Genomic DNA, 24,718 nt, shown 5'->3' on the forward strand with positions numbered 1-24,718 from the left:
GTTCTGTAACAAGAAAGATTAAAAACACTAAAAGGTAATTTCTCCAGGGCATTTATTATAAATTATTTTGAGTTTGCTTTTTAATAAAAATGGCTGGTATCCATCCTTTGTTCTTTGCAAAGACATAAGCTTCGCCAAGTAACGGGTTTTTAAATACCCGGCTCTGAATGCTAAAATATACCAATGCACTAAATGGAATTGCAATGAGGAGGCAGATAATTTCATTTTCAGAAATTGAACGTACCCCATAAGCAATAGGAATAAAAAGAAAACAGGTTACAATTGCTTTTACTAACAGTCTCCACTCTATTTTGAATCTTATAAGTTTATACGCAAAATACCCAGCGATCGCGGTAACCACAATTTCGCTTGATAGAGTAGCAATGGCTGCACCTTTGTCTTTAAGGCTGCCAATAAGTAACAAGTTTAGCCCAATGCTCAGTCCCATCCCTACCAGTGTTGCCCAAAGGTATTTTCGTTCGTAACCGGCCGGAATTAGCAATTGAAAGCCAAAAATATGAGCAATCCCTATTATTAACGCTAAAGGTGCACTTATTTTCATGGTTAATACTGCATTGGCAAATTCATATCCTGAAATGGAAAGTATAAACTCCCTGGCAAATAGAAAGAGTCCGAAACTGATGGGTACACCAATTAAGCACGTAAAAGCAAAGGATTTATTAATCAAATTATTTACCTGAGTCTTGTCGTTGCTTTCAAGGCTTTGTGTTATACGGGGAATCAATACTGTACCCAGTGCAATTAAAACAGGAATGGTAATTTTATTAATTTTTAACGCCGCAGTATAAAGTCCTACCGAAGTATCGTCAGCCAGAAACCCAAGCAACAAGGTATCAACCACTGAATATATACTAATGGAAACCGAAGTTCCAAGCAGAGTTAGTAATGCCGGAAGGTGCCGTTTGATTTTCAGTTCATTGAAACGCAGGGATATGATATTTCGGATTCCCCACAAGTTCCATAAATGATTGGCTAAAATTGAAAAAATAACCACGCCAAAATAAGTCAGCAGGTCTTCTTTTGTTTTAACTAAAATGAATAGAGCTACTAAGGAGAGTGCCTTTATACTTATGGAGCGCATGGATAAAAAGCGAAATTGCTCCATGCCATTATAATACCAATCGAGGTTGGAGAAGGCGCTTATAACTAATAAACCACCAAGGAGGTATAGCTGAATATCCTCCTGAAATCGGGGAACCACAAAAAGAGTTCCGAGATATATGAAAAACAAAAGTAGAGAACTAAATCCGTTCAAAAGAACCAGTTCGGAAACAGTTCTACTGATTTGAGTTTTATCGTTACGAATTTTAGCAATTTCACGTACCCCGTAAATGGGAATTCCAATGGCAGCCAACAAAACAAAATACTGGGCAAAAACCAAAATGAACTGAATTTTACCAAAAGCCTCAGGACCCAACACTCGCGATGCATAGGAAAAACTAATGAATGGAAACAATAAGTTACTTAGTAGGAGCAAACTATTGTGAAATAAATTCCTTTTTATAGATACAGTTTTTTGCAAAACTTAGAATTAGGCGTAAAGAGAATTTTATAAGAGACCCTGAAACAAGTTCAGGGTGACGTTCTTGACACTGACAATAAATAGTGCTTGCTGCTGCGCGAATTCTTTTGCGTGTTTGCTTAGTTATTCTTATAACATAACATATAGCTAATAGTGCTTTCTTATCGATATAATTTGTTGCACAGATTTACAGGATGTCCACACTACAGAATTCACTCGGTTGTAATTAAGGCTGATGCAAAACAGTTTGTATTATTCAACCGTTGTTTTGTGTTTACTTATTTCTTTCTTACTGAGTTTGTATTCCAATTCTTTTAATACCCGTTTATTTGTTTTTCTTCTATTTCGATCGAAAAACCATCCCCATTTGTTAAAGTAGCGAATGGTATTTATCATATGAACCAGCATCATACGGCCACTTTTGTATGAATGCCGGTGGTGATAATGAGTAATGGATACTTTTGGATAATATATAGTTTGGTATTTCTCATGAATCCGTCGTGATAAATCAAAGTCTTCAGCATAAAGAAAATAGCGTTCGTCGAATAGTCCTACCTCCTTTAGTGCTTCTACACGAAAAAACATAAAACAGCCCGATAGGCATGGTGCTTCCATGGTAGTATTGTAGCCGTTAAATGCTAATTGGTATTTGGTTCGTTTTTTCTTTAGGATATTCTTAGGCAAAAACAAACGAATTAATAAATTGGACGGAGTAGGTAAGAGCTTAGCTAAATGTTGAACTTCGCCCCTCAAATTTAGTACTTTCGGCAGAACAAGTCCAACTTTGCGATGTTCGTTAAGGTATTCAACTAATTTGGGAATAACATTGGCCGAAAAAAATATATCGGTGTTTAATGCCAGGTGGTAGTCCGATTGATCGATTATTTTTCGTATGGCAATATTGTGAGCTGCGCCATAACCAATATTTCTTCCATTAAAAATATATTCAACTTTTTTGTCGGGAATAATATTTTTTAGCCGGTCATCGGGCGAATTATCAACAATAATAACTTTTGAAAAGGTGTCGTCCTGAAACAATGACTGACAAACTTTTTCCAATTCTGCCATCGATGTTTTATATAGTACAATACTGGCTGTAATAATCATCTTTAGTCTGGTTTATCGTTCTAAAATTGTGTTTTTTATTTGGGGTCCTTTTATAATGATTGCTATACATTTATAGTAATTACATAGATATAGATGGATGTAAGTTTTAACTTGATCTTGAAAATTGGAGTTAATAAGATTAGGAAAAAAATAACTGGCTAGGATTATCGCTCGGAGTTCGCTTTCTCTCGATTTCATATCCGTGTATTTGTATGTTTTTCGAATGATCATCTAAAGAGTCGAAGAAAACATAAATTTCTTTTTTTTAACGTTTCTGACTGAAGTTGTTTTTATACACATAATCCTCTGCATTAAATTCCAAACATACTTCTAACTTATTTTGATGCATATAGTCAATCTTTTTTAATTGATTAATGTCGAACTCCATATCTTTTAGGTTTGTTAACTGTTCTCGAAAAAGGAAAATCTTCCAATGTTTCTAACTTTTTTTAATAACTACTCTTCTAACATGCTAATCCCAGTTGGTCATATACGATAGCTTTGAATTTAGAAATGCACTGGCGTAACAACATTTAGTCTGTCTTCACTGCCTTACTTATAGCCTCGAGATAAGCATTAATAACAATTTGTTCATCAAATTTTGATTCTGCGAGTTTTCTTGATTGTATTCCCATTTGCAACCTTTGATTCGGTTTAAGATTCAAATAAGCTTCCATTTTTTCTGCTAAATCAGAGGCTGATTTAGGAACACAGATATATCCGTTCACTCCATGTTTAACCGTTTCTTTGCAGCCAGGCATATTTGTCGTAATTATCGGGCGGCCAATAGCAAGAGCCTCCAAAAGACTTTTAGGTGTACCTTCGCGGTAATACGATGGCAAAACCACTGCTTCAGAATTTTGCAAATATTGTTTTACGTTATCTGTTTTTCCAAGATAGGTAACAAATTCATTTGAACATATCTCATTCATTTCCTGCTCACTGATCGCATGTGGATTATTAATTCCCATTTCTCCCAATAATCTGATATAGAAATTATTATATCCTTTTTGCTTTAACAACTTTCCTGCCTCCACAAATTCTGCAATTCCTTTTGTACGAATCATTCGGGCAACCAATAAAAAATTAATTGATTGATTCTCGTTTTGTGACATAGGGCTAAATGGAAATTCATTGAGATTTACGCCCGATCCCGGAAGAAGTTTGGCTTTTCTTTTTTTGATAATGTTTGAGTCTGTAAGTTCTCTCTTATCATCGGGATTTTGAAAGAAAACAGTTTGCACACGATATTGCGAGACTTTAAAAAGAAACTTTAAAATTATTCTCGAAAAATAACCATCGGAAAACAAAGTCCCCATGCCCGCGACATTATTTACGCAAGAAATGCCTTGGATTCTTGCTGCCAAGGAACCGTAAACATTCGGTTTAATGGTAAAGTTTAAAAGCACATCTGGTTTTATTTTTGCCAGAACTTTTCGAATACGAAGTAGTAATACAAGATCGTATATGGGATTTTTCAATTTTGAGTCAATATCAAGATGATTGAATGTACAGCCGAGTGCTTCTAATTTCGAAGAGTATTCATCGGTTGGAGCTATTGCAACAACTTTATAGCCTTGTCTCTGTAATTCCATTATTAGATTTTTTCTGAAATTATATATATACCATGAGGTATTTAGAAGAATGGCAACCGTTTTCATGTTTTCTAATAACTATTTTGTTAACATCGAGTAATATTTCTTTTTCCATTTAGAAAAAGAATAGTCAGTAGATACCAGATCGAACCCCGCATTTCCAAAATTTATTCTCAGCTCCTTATTTGAATACAATATTGAAAGGTAATGCTCCCACTCTGAATGGGTTTTTGCAAGAAACCCATTTTTATTATGTTTTATAATCTCCGAATTAGCAGCAGATGGGCTTCCTATTACTGGAAGTTTGGCAGACATATATTGGAGTAATTTAAATCCGCATTTACCATTTTCCCAATCTGAATTAAAAAGTGGCATTATTCCAATATCACTTGATCTTAGGTAGTCAAATTCTTTTTCTTCAGACCAGGCTAGATTTTCAATATCAATATCAGGATCATTTAGGTAACATCCTATTACTCGCAATTTAAATTTTAAACCCTTATTCTGTAACGATCTAAAAACAGGTACTAAATCTTTTAAATAATTTATATTACTTGGTGTACCTATCCAGCAAATAATTAATTTTTGGTTTGTATTTACATGTTTAAAGTTGTCACAAGGAGTATCGATCACGGTTGGTAAAAAATAACAGTTAGCGTCTGGAAGCTGTTTGAAATACCATTTATTTCCACAAGTAACAAACTTGGCATTTTTGCAAAGTTTTATATGCTTTTCGCGTAAGAAAGGTATTTTTGAGTATTTTAAAAATACCGCATCATCATAATCAATACTGTACTGTCCTTTTTTTAAGAATAATTTTTCAATTAAATATGGAATTCCAGGAAACAACTCTTTTTCAATAACAAGAAAATTATTTTTCTTATTTACTCTAAATAGTTTTATTAATCTTTTAAGATAGGAAGTAATAACTCTTACAAAAGACTTATCAGATTTATATAAGTCGCGTACATAGCCATTGTAAAAGAAAGGAAAATACTGATAATCCAATTTTTTCTCTTTAAAGTATTCCAAGTATTTATATGTCCGATACCTCGATGAAGGTCCTTCCTGGTGGTATTTTGGGAAAAATATTAATGCCATTAGGTATAACAGGTTAATGTGTTGAATAGATAAAACCATCTTTAATGCCCTGTATCATATTCGAAATAATTTTTTTACTATTAGGTGCAACGAGGGGAATATAAACTAAAAAGAAAATCTTTTTCAGTATATTTTTAAATTTCCAATTAATAGGTACGTAATTGCGTTTTAATAAAATAATTAAATTACGGTACTGGTAGTAATACCTAGAGGGAGATGAAAGTAAAATCTTATAACCAAATAATGAATAATCTTTTTCTCCAACTTTATGTAGCATTTCTACTCGATTTGTCATACAACATTTATAACCTTTTGCATTTGCTCTCCAACACCATTCAAAATCAACTGTATCAATAAAAAGTGAACTGTCCATCATTCCTACATCCTCTATTGTTTTCAAGCTAATTAACATTCCGGAACTAATTAACTTTGATGCGAAATGATAATCCAATTCTTTATTATCTGGTGTATTTTTTTCTTGTTTATATGGCGTATTGCTAACTATGTTTATTGGGGTTGGTCCAATGGCAGCTAATTTGGGTACTTGATTGATAACTTTATCATATTCTTCAATCATTTTCAATGGAAAATCTTTTCTGATTCTGGAGTCTTGATCTAAAAAAAGAATATGAGTAATTCCTTCTATTCTTTTTGCTTTTTTTATTCCAATGTTTTGTGCTTCGGCAATTCCTCTATTTTCACGTAATGGAGAATATAAAATATTTTTATGAACTCGAGAATAAGATTGCAATTCTTCATTGATTAAATCAGGAGTATTATCAATAACAATGATCATTGAATCTCCACTCTTTATATTATTCAATAACAGCTTGTTTTGTTCAATTGAAGGATGATATAGAACTATTATAATGCATATATTGTGTGCATTTACTTTCTCCTTTTTTCTCATATTTAGCAATGATTAAAAAATATTGAGAAGATTTAGATTGTACAAACTGTGATATAAGAAAAGCAGAACAAAAGGAGAAAATACAATTATCTTTTGCTTGAAGAAGTATAATAGAAATGGTAAAACTAGTACTTCAACAACACCTAAAAACTCACTGATTCGGAAACTAACAACTGGTAAATCGTGAAATAAAACAACGGTTACTACACTAATTGTATATAACTTTAATAATATAAACGCATACTTGTTTTTGACAACAATTTTGTCTGACAAGAGAATAAGAATGCCACAAATAATGCAACGAAATAACTGTAAAAGGTTGTAAATATTTATCTTATCACCAATTCCTTGTTCCATGGCATAGGAATGATGTTCTAGTAGAATTTGAATCTCAGGAATAGGTACAAACGAGATTAAATAGGTTAAAGACAAGCCACTTCCCGCAATAATGTATGAAATTGGTATTAATACCAGGTAAAATGCTTTATTCAGTTTCTGAGGTTTTATGAACCATAATGGGATCAACATAAATGCCGAATAATGGAAAAGAACAGCACAAAACGTCAGAAATATGAATTGTTTAAAGCTTCTATCATAAAGTGGTTTAATACTAAATAAAAAGAATGCAACAGCAACGCTTGCTCTAATTTGAGTTACTTCGTGTAAAAGAAAGAAATAGGCAACGTAAAGAATTAGTGAATACGCAAAGTACGGGCTTAATTCTTTAATCGCTTTTAGTTTAATTGGAACTGCAATTATTGAATATAATAGATACAATATAATTACACCGCTTCCAATAAATTTAGTTATTGACGTAAATAGTAGAAATGTTGGTTCTATTCTGCTTGACGCCCCATAATTAAAGGAACGCTGATAATTTGAATAATCGTCGCTATGAGGCGCCAAGAAATAAACAGCAACACTTAAGAGCAATATAACAATGAAATATGGATTGATTTCACTCTTATCGGTTGTATGTGATTTAACCGTTCTTTGGTTATCCATTCTTTTGTTTTAGCTACCTTAATTTGTTTTCTGAATAAATTCTTTTACCCAATAAACATATTTCAATAAATAATTCCCCAGAGGAATTTTAGCTGTCATAAAAAGCAACTTATCTCTAAAAAATAATCCATCATTATACAAATACTTTTTTGCCATTGCTATATCTTCTTTTCTATCCAGAACAATAGCTGCCGGTAATACCTTATGATAATGTTTTTTTAAAATCTTAAATTTTAGTTCATCAGAGAGATTATATTTTTTATGAATCTCCAGTTGCGTATTCAATATTCCAAATTCTCTCTTATACTTTTTGCGTTTGGATTTTGATTGGCTTGCGCTTTCTTCTATTCTTCGATAAACCACTGTTGTATCTGGTAGCACGTGAACCTTACTTTTTGAAAAAAAATCCAGTAATAGCACAAATGAACCATCAACAGATTTTGTTATAGATTTTGGTAATAAGTCTCTTCTTAATAGCCAGGAGCAAGGAGCCATAAAGCCAGCATTAAGCAGAAAATCCTCCAGCTCTGTATAAATAGGAAATCTTTCCGGTTCATTTTTAAATAATGAATAGGTCATTTTTTGCGTCTTCTGGTGAAGCATATTAAAATCAGTTGCAACCAAACCATACTCCGAATTATTATCCAAAAAATCAACTTGCTTTTGCAATTTATATGGATCTATCCAATAGTCGTCACCTTCGCAAATAGCCATATATTTACCGCGTGAAGCATTTATACATCTTCTTCCATTTGCTTTACTTCCCACATTGTAATCCGCTGTTAAAACTCGAATTATATCAGGATATTTTTTTGCATAATCAAAAACGATCTCCCGAGTTCCATCTGTACTAAAATCTTCCCCAATAATAAATTCGATAGGAAAAGTTGTTTTTTGCATCAATACTCCCTCAATGCAGTCTTTTATATACTTGCCATGTTGATAGGTTGATGTCCTTATAGTTACCAATGGTTTAGGGACAGCATTAAGAACATTATTTGGTAGCTCGTAAGATTCATCAATTCTCTTCTGTATTTCTTCTTGTGATAAAGCCATAAAAAAGTTTATTACAGGACTACACTTGCCTTTCTTGGTTCTATACTGCAACAGGGGCGCATTGAAACAATACGGACACCACTTGCGCGTTGTGGACCAACTTTTAGAAAAGTACTTAATGCCGTAATATCTCCTCCTAATCCAAGAGAACCAATATTACTTTTATTAACTCTGCTTGTAATATCTTTTTCAATGTCACTCTGAATAGAATGTTTTCCAAACACCATGGCTTCAAACATAAGTGTACTTGCTTCGAAGTGCGAACGTCCAATTCCTACCGCTAAGGTAATTGGCGAACAACCTAATTTGCCTGCTGCTTCCACTGTCCAATCAATAATTTCGTCGGTTACTACCGAAACACTATGTTTATGGAATACACGAAATGTTTTTCCTCTTATTTCGGGACCACCTCCATGCATAAGAACGTGTAAACGAAGAACATCTTCTTTAGTTGGTTTTATGATAAGTGGAGAAGGGAGCATAGCTCCTGGATCGACATTCAGACCTCCAGATTGATCTATACGTTCAAAATCGTTGCCCATTATTGCCATCGGGCGGCCAGGCAAAGCATTGAGTCCTTGGTAAATTCCCATATGAATATCGGCTATTAGTTGCCCGCTAACTTCACTGTTAGGGCCAACTTCTAAAAACAGATGTGGAATACCAGAATCATCGCAAAGCGGACTGCGATTTATCTCAGCAGCAAGTGCATTCTTTAAGGTATTTTCAAGTACCCATTTTGCAACTGGTTGCGATTCTTTTTCAATAGCCTGTCGATAGATCTCTTTCTTATCATCACTGAATGTGGAACCTGCACTGATTAAAGTTTCTTTTACTTTATTTATTATTTCTGTACTCTTATAGCTCATCGTAAATACTTTTACCATTAACCGCTGCAATAATTGCAGGAAAATCTTTAATCTCCAACAAATGTAATGCCTCCATTCCTAATTCTGGAAATGCCACTACTTTCTTACTAATGGTTTTATCTTTAAGAAGTGCCGTTACGGGAGGAATAACAGCAAATACGGAATTGTGTTTTTTTAATTCTGCTATGGTTTCAGGTTTTAACGCACCTTTTCCTAAATGCAGTTTTACTCCAGCTTTTGAAAGAGTAGGTATACTACTTTCAATGTCGAACTTGTTACTTGATGTTGGGCCAACACCAGCAGGGCTTACCGCTGTGTGAAAAATAACAGCACCTTTGAGGTTAATTTCTAAAGCTTGAATCTGATTGTTTTCGATTAAAGTAACAATTTTGGGTAAAACCGCATCACGTCCGGTATAAATGAAGCCAGAAATGGAAATCATATCACCAACGGTTAATTTTTCAATTATTGAATTTGTTATTGGTGTTTGAATTTTAATCATTTGCTTGCATTTTAATTGATTGAATATATGTCTTTATACATAATTGGGTTGCCCTTCTCATCATAAACCTCAATTATATCGAGAACTTGATTTATATTGTTAACACACTTCTCGGTTGAGGAAGCTTTTACGATAAATGCACCCACTCTATTATTGCTGGAGAGGTCTCTACCTATCTGTGTTCCTTTAACTTTATATATGTTTGAGTATTCAATAAGATTTTGTTCTTTTGCTTTTTCGAAACCAATTATTTCTCCCAAAACTTTAGGTTGTACGTATATATATGTGTCAGAAATATATTCGGTTGGTTGCACATAGTTCGTTTCCATTTGACGGTGGAAGAAAGAATTAATTCCGGCTTCTATTATGTCATATCCCGTTAATAGTTCTACAATCTTATAGTTTTCGCCTCCTCCAATTCTCGCACCAAATTCAATGACACTTATATCATTGCCATTAACAATTGCTTGAATCATTAATGTAGTATGAGCTAAACCAAAAGAATCCGAAATCTGTTTGGCGATTATCATAAATTTTTCGATTATATCATCTGTTAAGTTTGCGGGCCAAAATGATCCTTGTATTTGCTGTATTGGATTCTTCTCATTAAGAATCATTTTTCTTCGTTCGCGAGACATTAAATAAATAACTTCTCCACTTTGTATTAAACAATCAAAACCTATTTCCCTACCAATTTTATATTCTTCGATAATAGCACGACCATCTCTACTAATCTCTAATGCACTTCGCAGGTATTTTTCCAATTCTTGGTCATTATTTGCTCTTCTTACTCCTTTTGAACTATTAGAATCAACAGGCTTAACTATTAAAGGATAAGACAAATCAAGATTTTCGATGTCAACTTTGTCGACAACATTGTATTTCGATGTTGGTATATTGTTCTTTACCATTATATCTTTCATCGCTTTTTTGTCGGTAACGGTTTTTGACACTTCATATGTGTATGGATGTGGCAATCCTAGTTTTTCAGCTACGTAACACGCTGTAACATTTGCTTGATCTACACAAACGCTAATAACAAGTTTTACGTTATATTCTATTGCAATAGAAAGAACCTTCTCTTTATCTAATGTACTTTCTTGCAGGTGTATATCTGCATCGTTTTTTGCTGAGGGATTAGGTAGGTAATCTACCAAAATAACAAAGTAGCCCCTTTGTTTTAGCTTTGTTATTAGTAACTTATGAGGAAAAGTTCCTCCAAGAACAATCGCGTTATCTTTTTCGTTAACCATAAGTTTACTTTAAAATGTTATTCATAAACTCATTTTTTGCTTTAAGGTGACTAAATTTTAATGGTGGCATATCTTTTCTTATTCCTTTCTGTATATGAAAATCAATGAAATTTGGTCCATCAATGTTTAAAAATGAGGTAATCGTTGTAATCAATTCCTGCTTTTTGGCGATATATGAATCTAATGTATTTTTATATCCGCAATTCTTGGCAATTTCTGTTAGGTTTATCATCTGACCTGCAGATTTTTGCCCACCAACAGATTCATGAACACCGTTGTTTAATACAATGTGTAACAAATTTTTTGGGCTTACTTTGCCCATGGTGGTCATTGCTCCTAGATGCATAATTGTTGACGAATCTCCATCAATACAAACAACTAACCTATCTTTATTTGCTATAGCTAAACCTAAGGCAATTGAAGAAGTGTGTCCCATAGCTCCTACATTTAAGAAATCGTGTTTATGCGATTGGCCCAGAATATTTCTTACTTCAAATAACTCTCTGGTCGAGCGCCCCGTAGAAGCCACAAAGAGCGTGTTTTTAGGAACATTTTCAACAACAACTTTAATGGCATCCTCTCTTGATAATTCATATCTATCATCTTTATTAAAACCAGATTTCTCCGCTTTATGGAATACCCCCTTTCGTGCAATTAATGCAACTGGATGACTGGTTTTTCTAGCTGTATCAACAGCCCACTTTAAATCTTCGATAGCCTTGTCATCATCATTTTCAACAACTTTGCATTGCACTCCCATAGCCTCTAATGAGGTAATTGTCAATTCTCCTTGTTTTGTATGCTGTGGATGATCTTTTATACCAGGTTCACCTCTCCATCCTATCAGTAGGATCATCGGAATAGAATAAACATTTTTTTCGGTTAAAGAGAGTAGGGGATTAACGCAATTTCCTATTCCCGAGTTTTGCATGTATACAAATGGTATGGTATTAGTCGAAACATGGTATCCAGCAGCTAAACCGATCGAGTTTCCTTCATTTGCTGCTATTACATGTTTGTCCTTATCCCAACTCTCTTCTATATTTAAACAAAAGTCATTTAAAAGTGTATCTGGGACACCGGTTATAAATTCAATTCCTTGAACTCTAAGTTCTGATATAAATTTTCGGATATCTATCATGTGTTTTTCGTGTTAAAGTTTAAAGCGTAAATATTGAATTGTCATTTATACTTTGATTCCAAATATTATTGAGCTGACTCTTTATGATATCTTGATCTACTAGACCATATTCAGAAAGTGATATAAATTTATCAGATATTTCTTTATCGCTTAAGGGGTTTTCTGGTTCTCCTTTGGCAAACTCAATAAATTCTGATAACGTTTGGCCACTATTTAATGTAACCTCAACAAATGCAACACTTTTTTGTGGAAATAATTGAGTGTATTCTTCTTTTGCAATTACCGTAATTTTTGATGTCAATGTTTTTATATCGGTATTTTCAATGTTGCTTTCCGAGAATTGATTGATGTCAGCTTTCCCAATAACAAATGCTAACGCAAAACTAAAAGGTATGCTCATTTTTGCAGAGGAAACATTTGGCAACTTAGTATGGTCATGTTTGTAAACGGCCCAATAATATGTTTCTATCTTTACACTTAGGATATCTTCAGTATTTATATTTTTTCGAAGCTTAATGGCTGCATCTATACTTGGATGAGTGTAACGACATGAAGCATAAGGCTTATAGTAAGCTCTTTCTACACCAAATTTATCTTCCACTTTTTCAAATAAAACCTCAGTATTGTATTCTTTAGACATTAAAGCGAACCATCCCCTTTCTCCTCCAAGAACATCTTCAGGGCCTTTAAATCCAGATAATGAACTGTAAGCGGCGATCAGACCATTGTTTGATGCTTTCGCTACATTAAATGGTTTTAACTCTGAATCGTCTTCTAATACTTTTAAAGTACCGTATGAAGATAATGCTGCCGTTGAGAAAGCATGTTTTAATTGTGTACGATCAAGGTCAAGAGCAATTGCAATTGATATTGCTGCCCCAATAGTTCCGCATGTGCCGGTGGCATGATAGCCAATAGATTTATGAGATGGTTGAATCGCATCTGCTAACCTGACTGCCACTTCATATCCAATAATACCAGCGATTATAAACTTTGAAATACATACTGAATGTTTTTCGACAATTGGCAGTAATGCTGAAAAGACAGGGGCTCCTGGATGAATAATCCCAGATATTACTCCGTCATCTAATTCTGCTATGTGACTATTTAATCCATTAACATATGATGCTGTATTTACATCAACTTTTTGCGAAGAACCTAACAGTGTGCAGTCATTACCATTGCTATTCGCTAAGTCTAGATATCGATTAGCTTTTGTCTTATTCATTTTTGCTCCAGCATATGTCGCACCTAAATAGTCTATAAAGCATCTTTTAAAACAATGTATGGTGTTGCTAGTGAAGTTAGTTTGTTTTAAAGAAATTATTTCATCAATGAATAAATTTGTAATATTTTTCTCCATTTTAAAGTTTGGTAAAATATTTATAATAATCAGGACTGTCTAAAATTACTTTTGACCATGCTTCATCAAATGCATTTTTGATTTCTTCTGGCAGTTCTGGTTGAGTTGCTGCTTGAATGTTTTTTTGCAGTTGGGGCAAATTTGAAGCTCCAATTATAATTCCATCACCATATTCTGAATTTAATTCGGAATGGTTTACTAACCAACGATATGCTGCTTCAGCCAATGCGATATCAAAAATGTCACATTGTTTCTTTAAAAGGTTAACAGCATTGAAATAATTTTCTTTCCAATATCTATTTCGATAGCTTTTAAGACGAGCAAAGCGTCCAGGTTGAGGTTTTTCATTAAAGTTTAAATGTTTTCCTGTCAACATACCTCCTGCAAGTGGATTAAAAGCATAAAACCTCATTCCTAATTTGCGCAAAGCAGGAAATAGTTCTGGTTCAACATTTCGGCACAAACCATTGTACATGCCTTGGTAAATTGAAGGTTTAGGACAACCAATTTTCTCACATAAATGCCATATGTCTACAACCATCCAAGATGGGAAATTGCTTAATCCCAATTCCTTAAATTTTCCGCTTTCATATAATACAGCACATTTTTCGAGTGCTTTTTCAACTGGTGTAACATTGTCGGGAAAATGAAAATATAAGATGTCAACTGAGTTGCGATTCATTCTACGCAATGATTCATTGAATTGCAAGTCTATAGCATCTCCGTCAAGTTTACCCGTAATACGTGGGTGTACTTTCGTTGCAATGGAGTACTTTTCTTTAGGTATATTATTTAGATACGAACCTAAAATTTTCTCAGTTTCGCCGTTGTTATATACAAATGCAGAATCAAGCTCTTTGTTTCCTGTTGATAAAAAAATATCAACCATTTTCTGACTTGTGGTTAAATCAACTTGTGGGCCAAAAGTCATTGTGCCGAATATCAATTTCATGCTTTGTAATTGTAATGTTTCATTTGTAATCGTTCAAGCATGTGTTTAATCATACCCTTAAATGGTAATTTTGCACATGTTTGTTTTTTCTTGTTTTAGTGTTATCCTGCAATTATTTTTAAGTATGAGAGGTCATTCTCTATAACACCATATGCATTTGCTCTTGATATTGTTTGGTTCGCCCAACTGCGGTGTGGGTTTATTTCATTCATTTTATTTGATTGAGCACTTTTTATTACTCCACCTTCAGAGTTTATAATTTGCATCGCATCTTCATAAGCCTCTTGAGTTACGCATTGCATTGCATTCACAAATCGCGCGTGGGAAGGATGAATAATCGTTTTACCAACAAATCCGTTGGCTTTATCAATAATAACTTCTCGGAGTAAGCCATCTATGGCATCATTTAATATTGGCGTTCTATTGGTTAACGATCTGTGGATATCATCGTTAAGAAATTTTCTAATATTATCTGCTTTATATGCTAAGAAGTATTCCCAAACAGGTGCCGAAATTAAATAATCGTCTTCAGCACGATTAAAAAAATTAAGGATGTCGGCCAAACAATCTCTTACGGTAAGGATGTCGTAGATAGAATAGTTAATTCCCCTTCTTACTCCGAATAGGGATGAAAAGTCGGTACCTCCAACTCTTATATTCAGTATTTGCTCTTTAAACGGGTATAAAATATCTTTTAACGCTTTCAATTCTTCTCTTCGGGATTCTTGATAAGCTATAGTTTTTCCTTCAAGAATTGGCATGCTATATAGCTTGGCATCATGTTTTCTGGATAGGAATTCAACTTCTTTTAGGTATTCAATTGCATTTTGACTATAAAATTTTGGGAATACAAAGCCTGTTAAGATTCTTATCTGTTTTCGTGATATTTGTTGCGAAAAATGCTGAAATTGACCAAGATCTCTAATTCTGATAAATATCAAGGGAATATCACCAATTGAGAGCAGCTTATTCTCTACTGCCTCTCCAATTTTTTCAAGATGATGAATAATATTTTTTTCTGCAGTAATTAAATCCGATTCCTGAATAGCATCTTCCAGACACATTACCATGGAAGTAATGTCAACAAGTTCTTTGTTTAATATTTTAGACAGAATATCTTTTGTTCCTGGCATGTACAATGTAGCCCCCAAACAATATTGTAGGAAATTTCGTTCTGTATTTTTGTCAAATTCAACTGGCTCCTTAACAAAATTGTAATTTTTGTTGTAACGATGGTGTCTCATAGTTTTAAGTTTGGGATCTATTTAATTGAACCTTTTTTCGAACCCTTTGCTTCAGGGTAATACTGATCGATGACTCTTTTCACTAAACTAACCTGTTTGGCACGTTGCTTTGCCTCGGTTGCTGTAGTGTTCCAACCATGTGTTTTTGCTACAGAACCACCGGTTTTAAGGAAGACTGGTGCAGTATATTTGATCATATCTGGGACTTCGTAGTGGCGTATAAAACCACCTGAAGATGTCGGATTCTCGGTATGTAGGTCAATTGGAACGTTAATTGCTTGACGTATGGAAGCCAACATTGGTATTTGTAAATCTCTAACTGGATTGATAGAATCTGCACCTAAGATTTCCAGTAATTTTGCTGAACATGGATTCCCGTGTCCGGTATGAGCAGAGATTTTAAATTTTACGTTGGCAGGTAGTTCTCTCTGCTCCCTCATTTGGTTTAAAATCCAAAGTAAACCTTCATCGTAAAGTAGAAAGGAGTTACAACCCAGCACATTTGCCCTTTTCACATCTTCAATGGCACGAATAATTTGTTCTTGTCCTCGTAGGCGCAGTCCCATGCGTTGTCCTTCTGCTGTATGTACTGATGCACTGGTATCGTAGGTAGCACGGGGGCCGATGGATAGAACCAAATCTACTTGACCATGTTTTGCCAAATTTACCATAGCAGATATTTCGTTGTCTGTTAACAACATAATTCCCTTGGTTTGTGTTACCCGATGGATTGTCAGGTTTAAGGTAATTATCTCGTCAAGCAGTGCTTCCATTGTTGCAGGACCTTGAATTCCTGGTACTTCGAAACGATACTGAGCACTATCAGAAAAACATTTTTCTGAGGGCTGCATATTTGTTAAGTCACCATCCGGTAATCCTGATTTTGATAAAAACTCTTTAGTGCTTTTCATTGGTATATAAAGATTTGGCATTTAAGTCTATAAGTTGGCAAATTTTGCAAACTGTTTCTAAAGATAGGTTGGGATATAAAGGCAAGCAGATCACCTGCTCAGCTGTCTGTTGTGCAATTCGTAATTTTTCAGGATTTGCGGATTCTAATCCCTTATAAATTGGAAATTCACTAATTAGAGGATAAAAATAACGCCTGCCATAGATATTATTTTGCTTTAGTCGTTCGTATAAGTCGTTACGGCTTATTCCGTATTCTGCTTCGTTAATAAAAATTGGGAAGTATGCATAGTTAGAAGTAGTATCGGAAGGTTGCGATAGAAAAGAAACACCTTTAATTCCTTTTAATTTTAGTTGATATTGCTCAACAATTGTTTTCCTCTTTTCAACATTTTCTTTGTGGTGTTTTAACTGTAAAATTCCCATGGCTGCCTGTAATTCGTTCATTTTCGAATTAATGCCTGGCGCCATCACTTTTATTTCTCCTGCAAAACCAAAATTCTTTAGGAAATCTATTCGTTTTTTGGTCGCCTCATCATGGCAGACAATGGCGCCTCCTTCCATGGTATTAAAGACTTTGGTGGCGTGGAAACTTAAAATGGAAAGATCGCCAAAGTTGCAGATACCCTGACCTTTGTGGTTTACTCCAAAACAGTGGGCTGCATCGTAAATAACTTTCAGTCCATAAATGTCTGCTATATCCTGTATTCGCTCAATTTTGCAGGGATTACCGTAAACATGAACAGGAAGGATGGCTGTTGTTTTGGGGGTTATGGCTGCTTCTATTTTCTCCGGATCTAGATTGCAAAATTCCTTCTCAATATCAACGAATACAGGTTTTATATTGTTCCACCACAAACTATGTGTTGTTGCAACAAAACTATATGGGGTTGTAATAACCTCACCGGTAACCTGTAGCACTTGCAAAGCTGTAACTAAAGCTAAGGTTCCATTCGCAAACAGAGAGATGTATGGAACCCCTAAAAATTCAGCGAGTTCTTTCTCCAATTGTTTATGAAAAGGTCCGTTATTAGTTAGGATTTTATTATCCCATATTTGTTGTAGGTAGGGAATAAACTCATCCAATTCAGGTAGTGATGGTTGAGTTACATAGATTGGGTTATCTAATTCTTTCATTTTTTTCTGTAGGTTGATATTTTCTCAAATACAACAAGTTTTATATATATATAATCTTTAAAGTTTATTATTTCGCATACTAAGAAGACATAAAGAATACCAGTTAATATTTGAACAAATAATTGCCAGATAGCGGGGATGTCCAAATATTTACCTACTAAAAAAGTTATGCTTGCCATGGATAAAGCAAGCAAAAATGAAGGGGTAATATCTTTAATTTGTCGAATAAACGAATAGCCAATCATTTTTCCCGACCAGTAGCTGTTGAGATAAAAGGCAATGATTGTATTGACCATCATTCCCAATATCATCATTTTTATTCCCCAATAAATCCCAACAAGGATGGTGGGTACTGCCAATGCTTTTTTTATGATCTCAAGTCGCAAAAACAGATCACTTCTTCTCTGTACCTGTAACATATTGAGGTTTAAGGCATGTAGGGGGTAAAACATCCCTACAAAACACAACATTTGTAAATAAACAACAGCCGGTAACCATTTCTCTCCAATTAAGGCAATGATCATTGGTTTCGCCACTGCTGCCATTCCAAGCATTAGGCAGAAAGTAACCAGCATAGTTATTCGAATAATTTTTTGATAGGCATGTTTTAATTTTTCTTTATCATTCTGAATACTAGCTAAAACCGGGTAACTTACTCGACTAATAATGTTATTTAAATTTTTTGATGGAAAGGCTTTGAATTGGTCTGCCCTAGTGTAAAAACCAAGTTCTTTAGCTGCAAAGTACTTACCAATAACAAGAAAATAGATATTTCGATATATGGTATCAATGAGGCCACTTATTAATAGCTTACTACCAAAAGAAAAAAGTTCGTTAAAGGACTTCTTGCTAAATACTCCTTTTGGTTTCCATTTAGCCCAAATCCATAAAAACATTGAGTTTAATCCAAATCGCAAAAGAGTTAACGCAACAAGGCTCCAAACGCCGTATCCCAACATTGCCATTATGATAGCGATTGAACCCGAGCCTACTGACGCCACGATGGAAACTCGTGTTTGTAGTTTAAAATTAATTTCTTTTGTAAGTATTGTGCGCTGAATAATGCCTATTGCATTGAATACAATTCCAATACCTAAAACCTTTAAAAGCAATATTAGCTGCGGTTCTTTAAAAAAGAAACTTATTTGAGGAGCAAAAAAGAATAATATTGCGTAAAAGAGAATGCCTATTATCAGATTATAATAAAAGACAGTTGAATAGTCTTCTTGGGTACAATTTTTCTTTTGTATTAATGCATTGCTAAAACCACTGTCGACTATAGATTGAGAGACAGCAATAAAAATGGTGAGCATACCAATTAATCCAAACTCTCTGGGAGATAGAATACGTGCCAGAATTATGCCCACCACAAATTGTACTCCTTGATTGGTAAAACTATCTATAAAACTCCATAAGAGCCCATTTATAGTTCTTTGTTTAAGTGTCAATATCTTTGATTTTAATCTAAGCTATCAGATTCTATTTATGAAAATGACGGTTAAGCAGAAGGACTATTCCATTGTTCTTTTATACTATTCAAAAACTCTTTCCCAAATATCCATCCAATGGAAACAACCATTCCTACAAAAGTATAAATAATAAGTGTTGTAAGCCCACTTTTATTATCCTCCAATGGTACAGTAACGGGTTTAAGAACCGAGAATACAGGTGTGTCTTCTTTTACCTGTATCCGCGCCTGCTCCAGTTGTTGTGCGAGTCCTGAATATACATCAAAGGCCAGCTGGTAATTGCTTTGCAGTTGTTCTTCCTGAGTACGGGCCAGAGCAGAGGTAACATTTTTGTTTTTATCGCGAAATTCGGCAAGTGTAGCCTGGGCTGATTCAAATTCTTTTTTATTTTCAATGTAACGTTCTTCAATAAATCTGAGCTGTGCTGATGCTTTTTCGATTTTATAATTTGTAATATACCTTTGTAACATAGATAGTGCTTTTTGGGTTACCTGAGCGGCCAGTTCTGCATTTACAGTACTTGCCGAAAGCGTTAAAAAGCCATCCTTGTCGTTTACTTCGAGATTTACTTTTTTGCTGAGCATCTTTCGAACCTTTTCCTGCTCTTTTGTTAGAGTTACATAGCCATTGGTTGTTGTTTCATTTATCGCATTTTCTTCTTCACCTTTAATAACTTTAATAATTACCCCAGGAAGTCCAATTGTGTATTTTTTCAGACCTTCCAAAAAACCGGTTTTTCTTACTTCAGTGTAATATGTATATATACTTAAGGAGTCCCTTTGTCCGGGGAAACTAAAAGGGGTATTCATCAGTTCAAGCTGAAAGGGGACACTTTTTATTATTTGGGGGTATACCATAGGAGAGAGTTGTGTATTTCCTCCGGTCATATCATTAAGGTTAAACCCGGCCATGGCTGCCAATGAGGATAAACCACCTATTTTTGAGGAACCATCAGAGATTTGAGGAACTACAGTCGTGGAGGCGGTGTATTCTTTTGGAGTAAACAGGGCTACTGCTATGCCCATAACCATAAAAGCGAATACGGTTATTAAGATGAACTTTCGTCCTTCCCAAAGGGTTTTTGCGAGGGCTATGAGGTCTATTTCATCCTCTGTAGCTTTGTTTGTTTTATTTATTTCGTCTGTCATTATTTATGTTGCTTACATTATTATTCACTTATCACATCAAATTTCAGAAATTAGTTTGTCTGCCCGAAAAGCCAGACTCTTCCATATGATTGTAAATCTCATACCGGTTTTTATTGTGATGTTTGTTGGTTTAATTTCAACCTGTAGCAATTTTGGTTATCTGGAATTTTATAATACCCAATTTGTTTACCTATGAGATACTGATATTGCTGATTATCTCAAAGACTATTCAAAATAAATGCGGCAATTATAATCTAATTAGTAATATTTATAATCGTAGCAATAGATACGGCCAATGAGGCCATGGTTGAAGCGATGGCAAGCCAGGCTCCCTGATTACCTTGTTTCTCCTGTTTTTCAGGAACAACAACCATACTGCCTGGTGTTACCCTGGGGTAACGTTTTACGATAAATCCTTTGGTAACGGCTGTTTCGCCATTGGGATATTGCACATAGGTTTTTTTCTTATTAGCTTGTGCCTGAAATCCTCCTGAGCGGTTGATGTAGTATTTGGCACTTCGTCCGCTTTCATAAGTAATCGAGTAAGGATTTTGTACGCTGCCAATAATTTTCACTGTTTGCATAAATTCCGGAATATTCAGGCGGTCACCGTCTTTTAGCAGCAGGTCTTTATCGTTTCCCGGGTCATCAATGATTGCGTCAAGATTAATGGCGACCTGTTCAGCACCCAATTCTTCGGAAAAACGTTCCAGAGTAGCGCCTTCGAGGTAAGCTCTTGGTGTGTATCCACCAGCCAATCTAACAAGATCAGAAATTCGCATTTGTTTGTTGGTGATGGCATATGCTCCTGCGTAAACTACCTCTCCTGATACAAATGCTGTTGTGTTTTGTCTGAAATTGGGAGCAGTACGAACAGATACCTGGTCCCAGGGGTGAAGTATCATTTCAGCGTCATTTTTTCCCAATTGTAATCCACGTGAGATATTAGCAATAATCACATGTCCGATAGTATCTGAAAGGATAGAGGCATCGCTGTAGCTTAATCGGCGTGCAATTTCAATAAAGGTACTGTCGGCACCTTCCGTAAGTCCACCGGCCAGGAAGATTGCATCGCCAAGGGTCATGTTATTCGACCAGTTAAAAGGCCCTGGTTCGAGTACTTCGCCATTAACCGTTATATACGGTTGTTCTTTTAAGTCGAAATGTGTTTTTATCAAAACTTCATCGTCGGGTTTCAATAATATATTTTGTTTTCCTGAGCTAATATCTTCAACATCAAAAGCAATGGCGGACGTGGTGCGGTCGCTGTTATAGCGGGTAATCAATCCCCTGCCTTTAAATGCTTCAGGTAGTAGTTTGTCGGCTTTTTTTATTAATTGAGCAAGTGTAAGCCCTTCGGTCCATTCGTATTCACCCGGATGATAAACGGCACCTTCTATGCTTACCCTGTTTTCGAAACGGTCGGTAATTAGAGTATTTTGTATGGTGTCCCCCTTTACCAGAGGAGTGGTGCTGAGTTGTTCATAAGTTACGTCAATAATCTGCTGTCCCTGTTGGGCTTGTCTTACTATTTGAGTATTACCAAGAAAAGCTTGTGCTTTGAATCCTCCGGCAAAGCGCACCAGGTCACTTAACATTTCACCTTCTTTAATTTCAAAAATACCGTTCCGTTTAAACTCGCCGTTTACCATCACATGTTTTTCTACTGGCGGAATAAAAATAATGTCACCGTCCTTCAGAGTTATATTATCGGTCGGATCAGCATTGACCAATAAATTGTAAATATCTACAAGCTTCTCGATTTTGTTGTTGCGAATGACTTTTATATTCCTAAATGAACCAATTTCGTTGGGACCTCCCGATAGGTATAATGCATTAAAGACAGTAGCTGTTACAGGGAGAGTATAGGTGCCGGGTGTTACCACTTCGCCCAGCAGGTTTACTCGAATAGATCGTAATTGTCCCATATCTAACTGGGCAAAGGTTCCCGGATTGTCGCCTCCCATATCGGCATAAATTGCCGTGAGGTTTTTTATAATTTTCTTTTCAGCCTCTTCAAAATTCAAGCCGGCTACATATATTGGTCCCAGGTCGGGGATTACGATTTGTCCATTATTGTTTACCCTTAACTGATAGGTGTTTTGCGAGTTTCCCCATATTTGTATAAGAAGTTGATCGCCATATCCAATCTCATAGTTTTTTGGTGTCTGTATGTTTAACTGTGGTTCAAAAGTAAGATTTTCGTTATTAAACAGGTAGGCTCCAAATACTTTTAATTCTTTAGCGAATTCGCTTGTTCGTTGTGAATTGATGGTGTCTTGTTCAGGAAGTATCTCCGGCTCTTCGTAGAGGTTGTACATATTTCGTCGCGAGGTATCCTGTTCACTTAAACGTTGCCGCATTTCGTTGATCTGCTGTTCGGTTGCTCCACGTTGTCGGGCAAGTTTTATAGCCTCCTCTTCCGATAATCCGGCGTCGATCATGGCTTTTTGAGCCTTTTCGATCTCGGATTGTGTTAATGATTTAATATCTATCTTCTTTACATCCTGTGCGTGAACAGACAAAAGCATTACAGTGCATAGGATTAATGTTAATATTGAACTTAATAAGTGCTTCATATTTTTGAAGTGTTAATCTTTCTGGTTAGTATATTGTTTGTCTTTGCAATAAGAACAAAGCTAAAATTTATTCTTTTGACCAAATATGTAAAGCGTTTTGTTTTTGCAAGTAATCGGTTTTTTCGTCGTCTGAAAGAACAAGGTAGCGTATTTTTTTATTGACCATTTTTTCGGCTTTAGAAACTAGCGCAACAACGAAACGTGTATCGATGGAGTCTCCAATCAGCAGCAGGTCGATTATTCCTGATGCCTTACCGATTGCCAGATCTCCAATTAGATAGGCTTCGTTGAGATCGCCAACATTTTTAAGGATCTTATCAATGACAGTATCTAAGCCCACTGTTTTTTGCAAAATACTATTGATCTCGCTGTATAGTGGGTGATTGTCGTTGGCACGGAAATATTTTCTGTTACCGTTAAAATTGGATACTAGTAAATCTGCTTTTTCTAGTCTATTCAGTTCCACTCGTATCGCATTTGATGACTCACCAAACTCATTCTCAAGGTTTCGGAGGTAGCTGGTAGTCTCCTTATTCAGAAAGAACTTGAGTAAAAGTTTTAGCCGGGTTTTGTTAGTAATTAAGGAATCTAACATAAGGGTTATTTAATAAGTTAATTGAAATGGTGCGTATTAATAGACCGGGTCGATATTCTGAGTTGGACACTGCTTCGCCTCCTCAGTTACATATAATGTATGAGTTGGTTGTTAAAATTAATATTGAGTAACAAATGTACTCGTTCTTCTACGAAAATAAACAAATTTTATAAAATTCTTTAATTTTTATCTCTACGTTAAATGTTTTGTAGAGTCGTAGGTAAAAAGTTTTTAACGGTATGTATTTGATTACAAAATGGTAAAAGAAATTTGAGTGGTGTTTCTTTTCGTAATTATATGTTAACTAGGTGTTTGGTTGATTTTACTTGCTGTTTTATGATATGCTATTAAGTTTGGTTTTTATTGTTTTTGATGGTCTGTTTAATTCTTTTTCGCGACTGTTGTTAAGAGCAAACGTTCATAGTTTCAGGCAGTGCACTTAGATAAGCGGCCGGTATTTCCACCAAAAAGGAGGTGTTGATCTGCTCAATACGCAACGCAAATTTATTCTTGCCCCTGGATTCGATCAGTTCACCTTTTAGTCCCACCATTGGTCCTTCGATCACTTCAACCAGTTTTCCCGGTTCAAAATTTTCCATGGTAACATCCACTTCAAAATCAAATTGCTGAAGTAGGGTGCGCATGGCATCAATTTCCTTCTGGCTGACGATGGCTGCTTTGCGCTCGAAAGTGATGTAGTATACCACATTTGTCAGTTGCAAAACCTGGTCGTATTCTTTTCGGGTGATATTTACAAAACAATAACCGGGAATGAGTGGTGTTTCTACCCATTTTTTGCGGTCTTTCCACTGGCGAAGCTGCTTCTGCATGGGGAGGAAGCATTCTATATCACTGGCCAGAAGTTCCTGTAGTACTTTTTTTTCGGCTCGTGATCGGGTATATATTACATGCCATTGTTTCTGGGTCTGTATGGTCATTATTAGTCTTTCTTGTGAATCTTAAATATGCAACAAAAATATAAATTGCCGGTGAAAATAACGCTTTGCAGCTTGTTATATTTTGTGCTGATGCTATTTTAGGCAATTTGCTGAGTAGGACTAAGGTGTTTTTGGGAATAAAGTGAAAAGGCAAAAGTAAAAAGGCAAAAGTGAAAAGTAAAAGGGCAAAAGTGAATGAGTAATTGAGTGATTGAGTGGGTAGTTGGCAAATGGCGGTAGGTATGTTGGCAATGTGGCGTAACGCGGTATGCTTTTGGAATTGTTGGTAAGTAGTGTTGAAA

Annotated in this window: 21 protein-coding genes; all 21 read right to left on the reverse strand. The window is 35.2% G+C overall.

Annotation, left to right across the window (positions count from 1 at the left end):
- Nucleotides 1-55: 55 nt before the first annotated feature.
- Nucleotides 56-1,543, reverse strand: a complete 1,488-nt coding sequence (locus tag QZ576_RS06390) for a flippase (protein WP_297095241.1) — start codon at nt 1,541-1,543, stop codon at nt 56-58.
- 252 nt (nt 1,544-1,795) lie between these two features.
- On the reverse strand, nt 1,796-2,650 hold the full coding sequence (locus QZ576_RS06395) for a glycosyltransferase family 2 protein (protein WP_297095242.1): 855 nt from the start codon (nt 2,648-2,650) through the stop codon (nt 1,796-1,798).
- Nucleotides 2,651-3,183: 533 nt separating this feature from the next.
- Nucleotides 3,184-4,311, reverse strand: coding sequence for a glycosyltransferase family 4 protein (locus QZ576_RS06400; protein ID WP_297095245.1), 1,128 nt, complete (start codon nt 4,309-4,311; stop codon nt 3,184-3,186).
- Between the two features lie 12 nt (nt 4,312-4,323).
- Nucleotides 4,324-5,346, reverse strand: a complete 1,023-nt coding sequence (locus tag QZ576_RS06405; protein ID WP_297095247.1) for a glycosyltransferase — start codon at nt 5,344-5,346, stop codon at nt 4,324-4,326.
- Between the two features lie 13 nt (nt 5,347-5,359).
- Nucleotides 5,360-6,169, reverse strand: a complete 810-nt coding sequence (locus tag QZ576_RS06410; RefSeq protein WP_297095249.1) for a glycosyltransferase — start codon at nt 6,167-6,169, stop codon at nt 5,360-5,362.
- Between the two features lie 99 nt (nt 6,170-6,268).
- Nucleotides 6,269-7,261 carry an EpsG family protein gene (locus QZ576_RS06415; RefSeq protein ID WP_297095251.1) on the reverse strand — a complete coding sequence of 331 codons (993 nt, stop codon included), beginning with the start codon at nt 7,259-7,261 and terminating at the stop codon, nt 6,269-6,271.
- Between the two features lie 18 nt (nt 7,262-7,279).
- Complete coding sequence (locus QZ576_RS06420; RefSeq protein WP_297095253.1) at nt 7,280-8,317, reverse strand: glycosyltransferase; 1,038 nt, start codon at nt 8,315-8,317, stop codon at nt 7,280-7,282.
- A gap of 11 nt (nt 8,318-8,328) precedes the next feature.
- Nucleotides 8,329-9,186 carry a fumarate hydratase gene (locus tag QZ576_RS06425; protein WP_297095255.1) on the reverse strand — a complete coding sequence of 286 codons (858 nt, stop codon included), beginning with the start codon at nt 9,184-9,186 and terminating at the stop codon, nt 8,329-8,331.
- Complete coding sequence (locus QZ576_RS06430; protein WP_297095257.1) at nt 9,176-9,688, reverse strand: fumarate hydratase C-terminal domain-containing protein; 513 nt, start codon at nt 9,686-9,688, stop codon at nt 9,176-9,178. Before QZ576_RS06430 ends, QZ576_RS06425 begins: the two co-directional genes overlap by 11 nt.
- Nucleotides 9,689-9,699: 11 nt before the next feature.
- Nucleotides 9,700-10,941 (reverse strand): ATP-grasp domain-containing protein, encoded by a 1,242-nt coding sequence (locus tag QZ576_RS06435; RefSeq protein WP_297095259.1) that lies wholly within the window; start codon nt 10,939-10,941, stop codon nt 9,700-9,702.
- A gap of 4 nt (nt 10,942-10,945) precedes the next feature.
- Nucleotides 10,946-12,082 carry a phosphonopyruvate decarboxylase gene (gene aepY, locus QZ576_RS06440; protein WP_297095260.1) on the reverse strand — a complete coding sequence of 379 codons (1,137 nt, stop codon included), beginning with the start codon at nt 12,080-12,082 and terminating at the stop codon, nt 10,946-10,948.
- Nucleotides 12,083-12,101: 19 nt separating this feature from the next.
- Nucleotides 12,102-13,445 (reverse strand): MmgE/PrpD family protein, encoded by a 1,344-nt coding sequence (locus QZ576_RS06445; protein WP_297095262.1) that lies wholly within the window; start codon nt 13,443-13,445, stop codon nt 12,102-12,104.
- A 1-nt stretch (nt 13,446) separates the two neighbouring features.
- The gene (locus QZ576_RS06450; protein WP_297095263.1) at nt 13,447-14,397 is read right to left on the reverse strand and encodes an aldo/keto reductase; all 951 of its coding nucleotides are present in this window, start codon (nt 14,395-14,397) and stop codon (nt 13,447-13,449) included.
- A gap of 101 nt (nt 14,398-14,498) precedes the next feature.
- A complete protein-coding gene (locus QZ576_RS06455) occupies nt 14,499-15,641 on the reverse strand; it encodes an HpcH/HpaI aldolase/citrate lyase family protein (RefSeq protein WP_297095265.1) in 1,143 nt (380 codons plus the stop codon).
- 17 nt (nt 15,642-15,658) lie between these two features.
- A complete protein-coding gene (locus QZ576_RS06460; RefSeq protein WP_297095267.1) occupies nt 15,659-16,552 on the reverse strand; it encodes a peptidase in 894 nt (297 codons plus the stop codon).
- Nucleotides 16,539-17,687: a DegT/DnrJ/EryC1/StrS aminotransferase family protein gene (locus QZ576_RS06465; protein ID WP_297095269.1), complete on the reverse strand. Its 1,149-nt coding sequence runs from the start codon at nt 17,685-17,687 to the stop codon at nt 16,539-16,541. The genes QZ576_RS06460 and QZ576_RS06465 overlap by 14 nt, the downstream gene beginning before the upstream one ends.
- Nucleotides 17,684-19,135 carry a lipopolysaccharide biosynthesis protein gene (locus tag QZ576_RS06470; protein WP_297095271.1) on the reverse strand — a complete coding sequence of 484 codons (1,452 nt, stop codon included), beginning with the start codon at nt 19,133-19,135 and terminating at the stop codon, nt 17,684-17,686. The genes QZ576_RS06465 and QZ576_RS06470 overlap by 4 nt, the downstream gene beginning before the upstream one ends.
- Before the next feature lie 50 nt (nt 19,136-19,185).
- Nucleotides 19,186-20,304 (reverse strand): Wzz/FepE/Etk N-terminal domain-containing protein, encoded by a 1,119-nt coding sequence (locus QZ576_RS06475; RefSeq protein WP_297095273.1) that lies wholly within the window; start codon nt 20,302-20,304, stop codon nt 19,186-19,188.
- A 254-nt stretch (nt 20,305-20,558) separates the two neighbouring features.
- Nucleotides 20,559-22,883 (reverse strand): SLBB domain-containing protein, encoded by a 2,325-nt coding sequence (locus tag QZ576_RS06480; RefSeq protein WP_297095275.1) that lies wholly within the window; start codon nt 22,881-22,883, stop codon nt 20,559-20,561.
- 67 nt (nt 22,884-22,950) lie between these two features.
- Complete coding sequence (locus QZ576_RS06485) at nt 22,951-23,478, reverse strand: ArsR family transcriptional regulator (protein WP_297095277.1); 528 nt, start codon at nt 23,476-23,478, stop codon at nt 22,951-22,953.
- Between the two features lie 404 nt (nt 23,479-23,882).
- A complete protein-coding gene (locus tag QZ576_RS06490) occupies nt 23,883-24,416 on the reverse strand; it encodes a UpxY family transcription antiterminator (RefSeq protein WP_297095279.1) in 534 nt (177 codons plus the stop codon).
- Nucleotides 24,417-24,718 lie beyond the last annotated feature (302 nt).

The sequence above is a fragment of the uncultured Draconibacterium sp. genome, assembly GCF_913060805.1.
Classification (GTDB): Bacteria; Bacteroidota; Bacteroidia; order Bacteroidales; family Prolixibacteraceae; genus Draconibacterium.

Excerpts from the sequence above, each read along its gene's own strand:
- QZ576_RS06395 (WP_297095242.1), bottom strand. The coding sequence starts at position 2,650 with ATGATTATTACAGCCAGTATTGTACTATATAAAACATCGATGGCAGAA.
- QZ576_RS06400 (WP_297095245.1), bottom strand. The coding sequence starts at position 4,311 with ATGAAAACGGTTGCCATTCTTCTAAATACCTCATGGTATATATATAAT.
- QZ576_RS06405 (WP_297095247.1), bottom strand. The coding sequence starts at position 5,346 with ATGGCATTAATATTTTTCCCAAAATACCACCAGGAAGGACCTTCATCG.
- QZ576_RS06415 (WP_297095251.1), bottom strand. The coding sequence starts at position 7,261 with ATGGATAACCAAAGAACGGTTAAATCACATACAACCGATAAGAGTGAA.
- QZ576_RS06420 (WP_297095253.1), bottom strand. The coding sequence starts at position 8,317 with ATGGCTTTATCACAAGAAGAAATACAGAAGAGAATTGATGAATCTTAC.
- QZ576_RS06425 (WP_297095255.1), bottom strand. The coding sequence starts at position 9,186 with ATGAGCTATAAGAGTACAGAAATAATAAATAAAGTAAAAGAAACTTTA.
- QZ576_RS06430 (WP_297095257.1), bottom strand. The coding sequence starts at position 9,688 with ATGATTAAAATTCAAACACCAATAACAAATTCAATAATTGAAAAATTA.
- QZ576_RS06435 (WP_297095259.1), bottom strand. The coding sequence starts at position 10,941 with ATGGTTAACGAAAAAGATAACGCGATTGTTCTTGGAGGAACTTTTCCT.
- aepY (WP_297095260.1), bottom strand. The coding sequence starts at position 12,082 with ATGATAGATATCCGAAAATTTATATCAGAACTTAGAGTTCAAGGAATT.
- QZ576_RS06445 (WP_297095262.1), bottom strand. The coding sequence starts at position 13,445 with ATGGAGAAAAATATTACAAATTTATTCATTGATGAAATAATTTCTTTA.
- QZ576_RS06450 (WP_297095263.1), bottom strand. The coding sequence starts at position 14,397 with ATGAAATTGATATTCGGCACAATGACTTTTGGCCCACAAGTTGATTTA.
- QZ576_RS06455 (WP_297095265.1), bottom strand. The coding sequence starts at position 15,641 with ATGAGACACCATCGTTACAACAAAAATTACAATTTTGTTAAGGAGCCA.
- QZ576_RS06460 (WP_297095267.1), bottom strand. The coding sequence starts at position 16,552 with ATGAAAAGCACTAAAGAGTTTTTATCAAAATCAGGATTACCGGATGGT.
- QZ576_RS06465 (WP_297095269.1), bottom strand. The coding sequence starts at position 17,687 with ATGAAAGAATTAGATAACCCAATCTATGTAACTCAACCATCACTACCT.
- QZ576_RS06475 (WP_297095273.1), bottom strand. The coding sequence starts at position 20,304 with ATGACAGACGAAATAAATAAAACAAACAAAGCTACAGAGGATGAAATA.
- QZ576_RS06480 (WP_297095275.1), bottom strand. The coding sequence starts at position 22,883 with ATGAAGCACTTATTAAGTTCAATATTAACATTAATCCTATGCACTGTA.
- QZ576_RS06485 (WP_297095277.1), bottom strand. The coding sequence starts at position 23,478 with ATGTTAGATTCCTTAATTACTAACAAAACCCGGCTAAAACTTTTACTC.
- QZ576_RS06490 (WP_297095279.1), bottom strand. The coding sequence starts at position 24,416 with ATGACCATACAGACCCAGAAACAATGGCATGTAATATATACCCGATCA.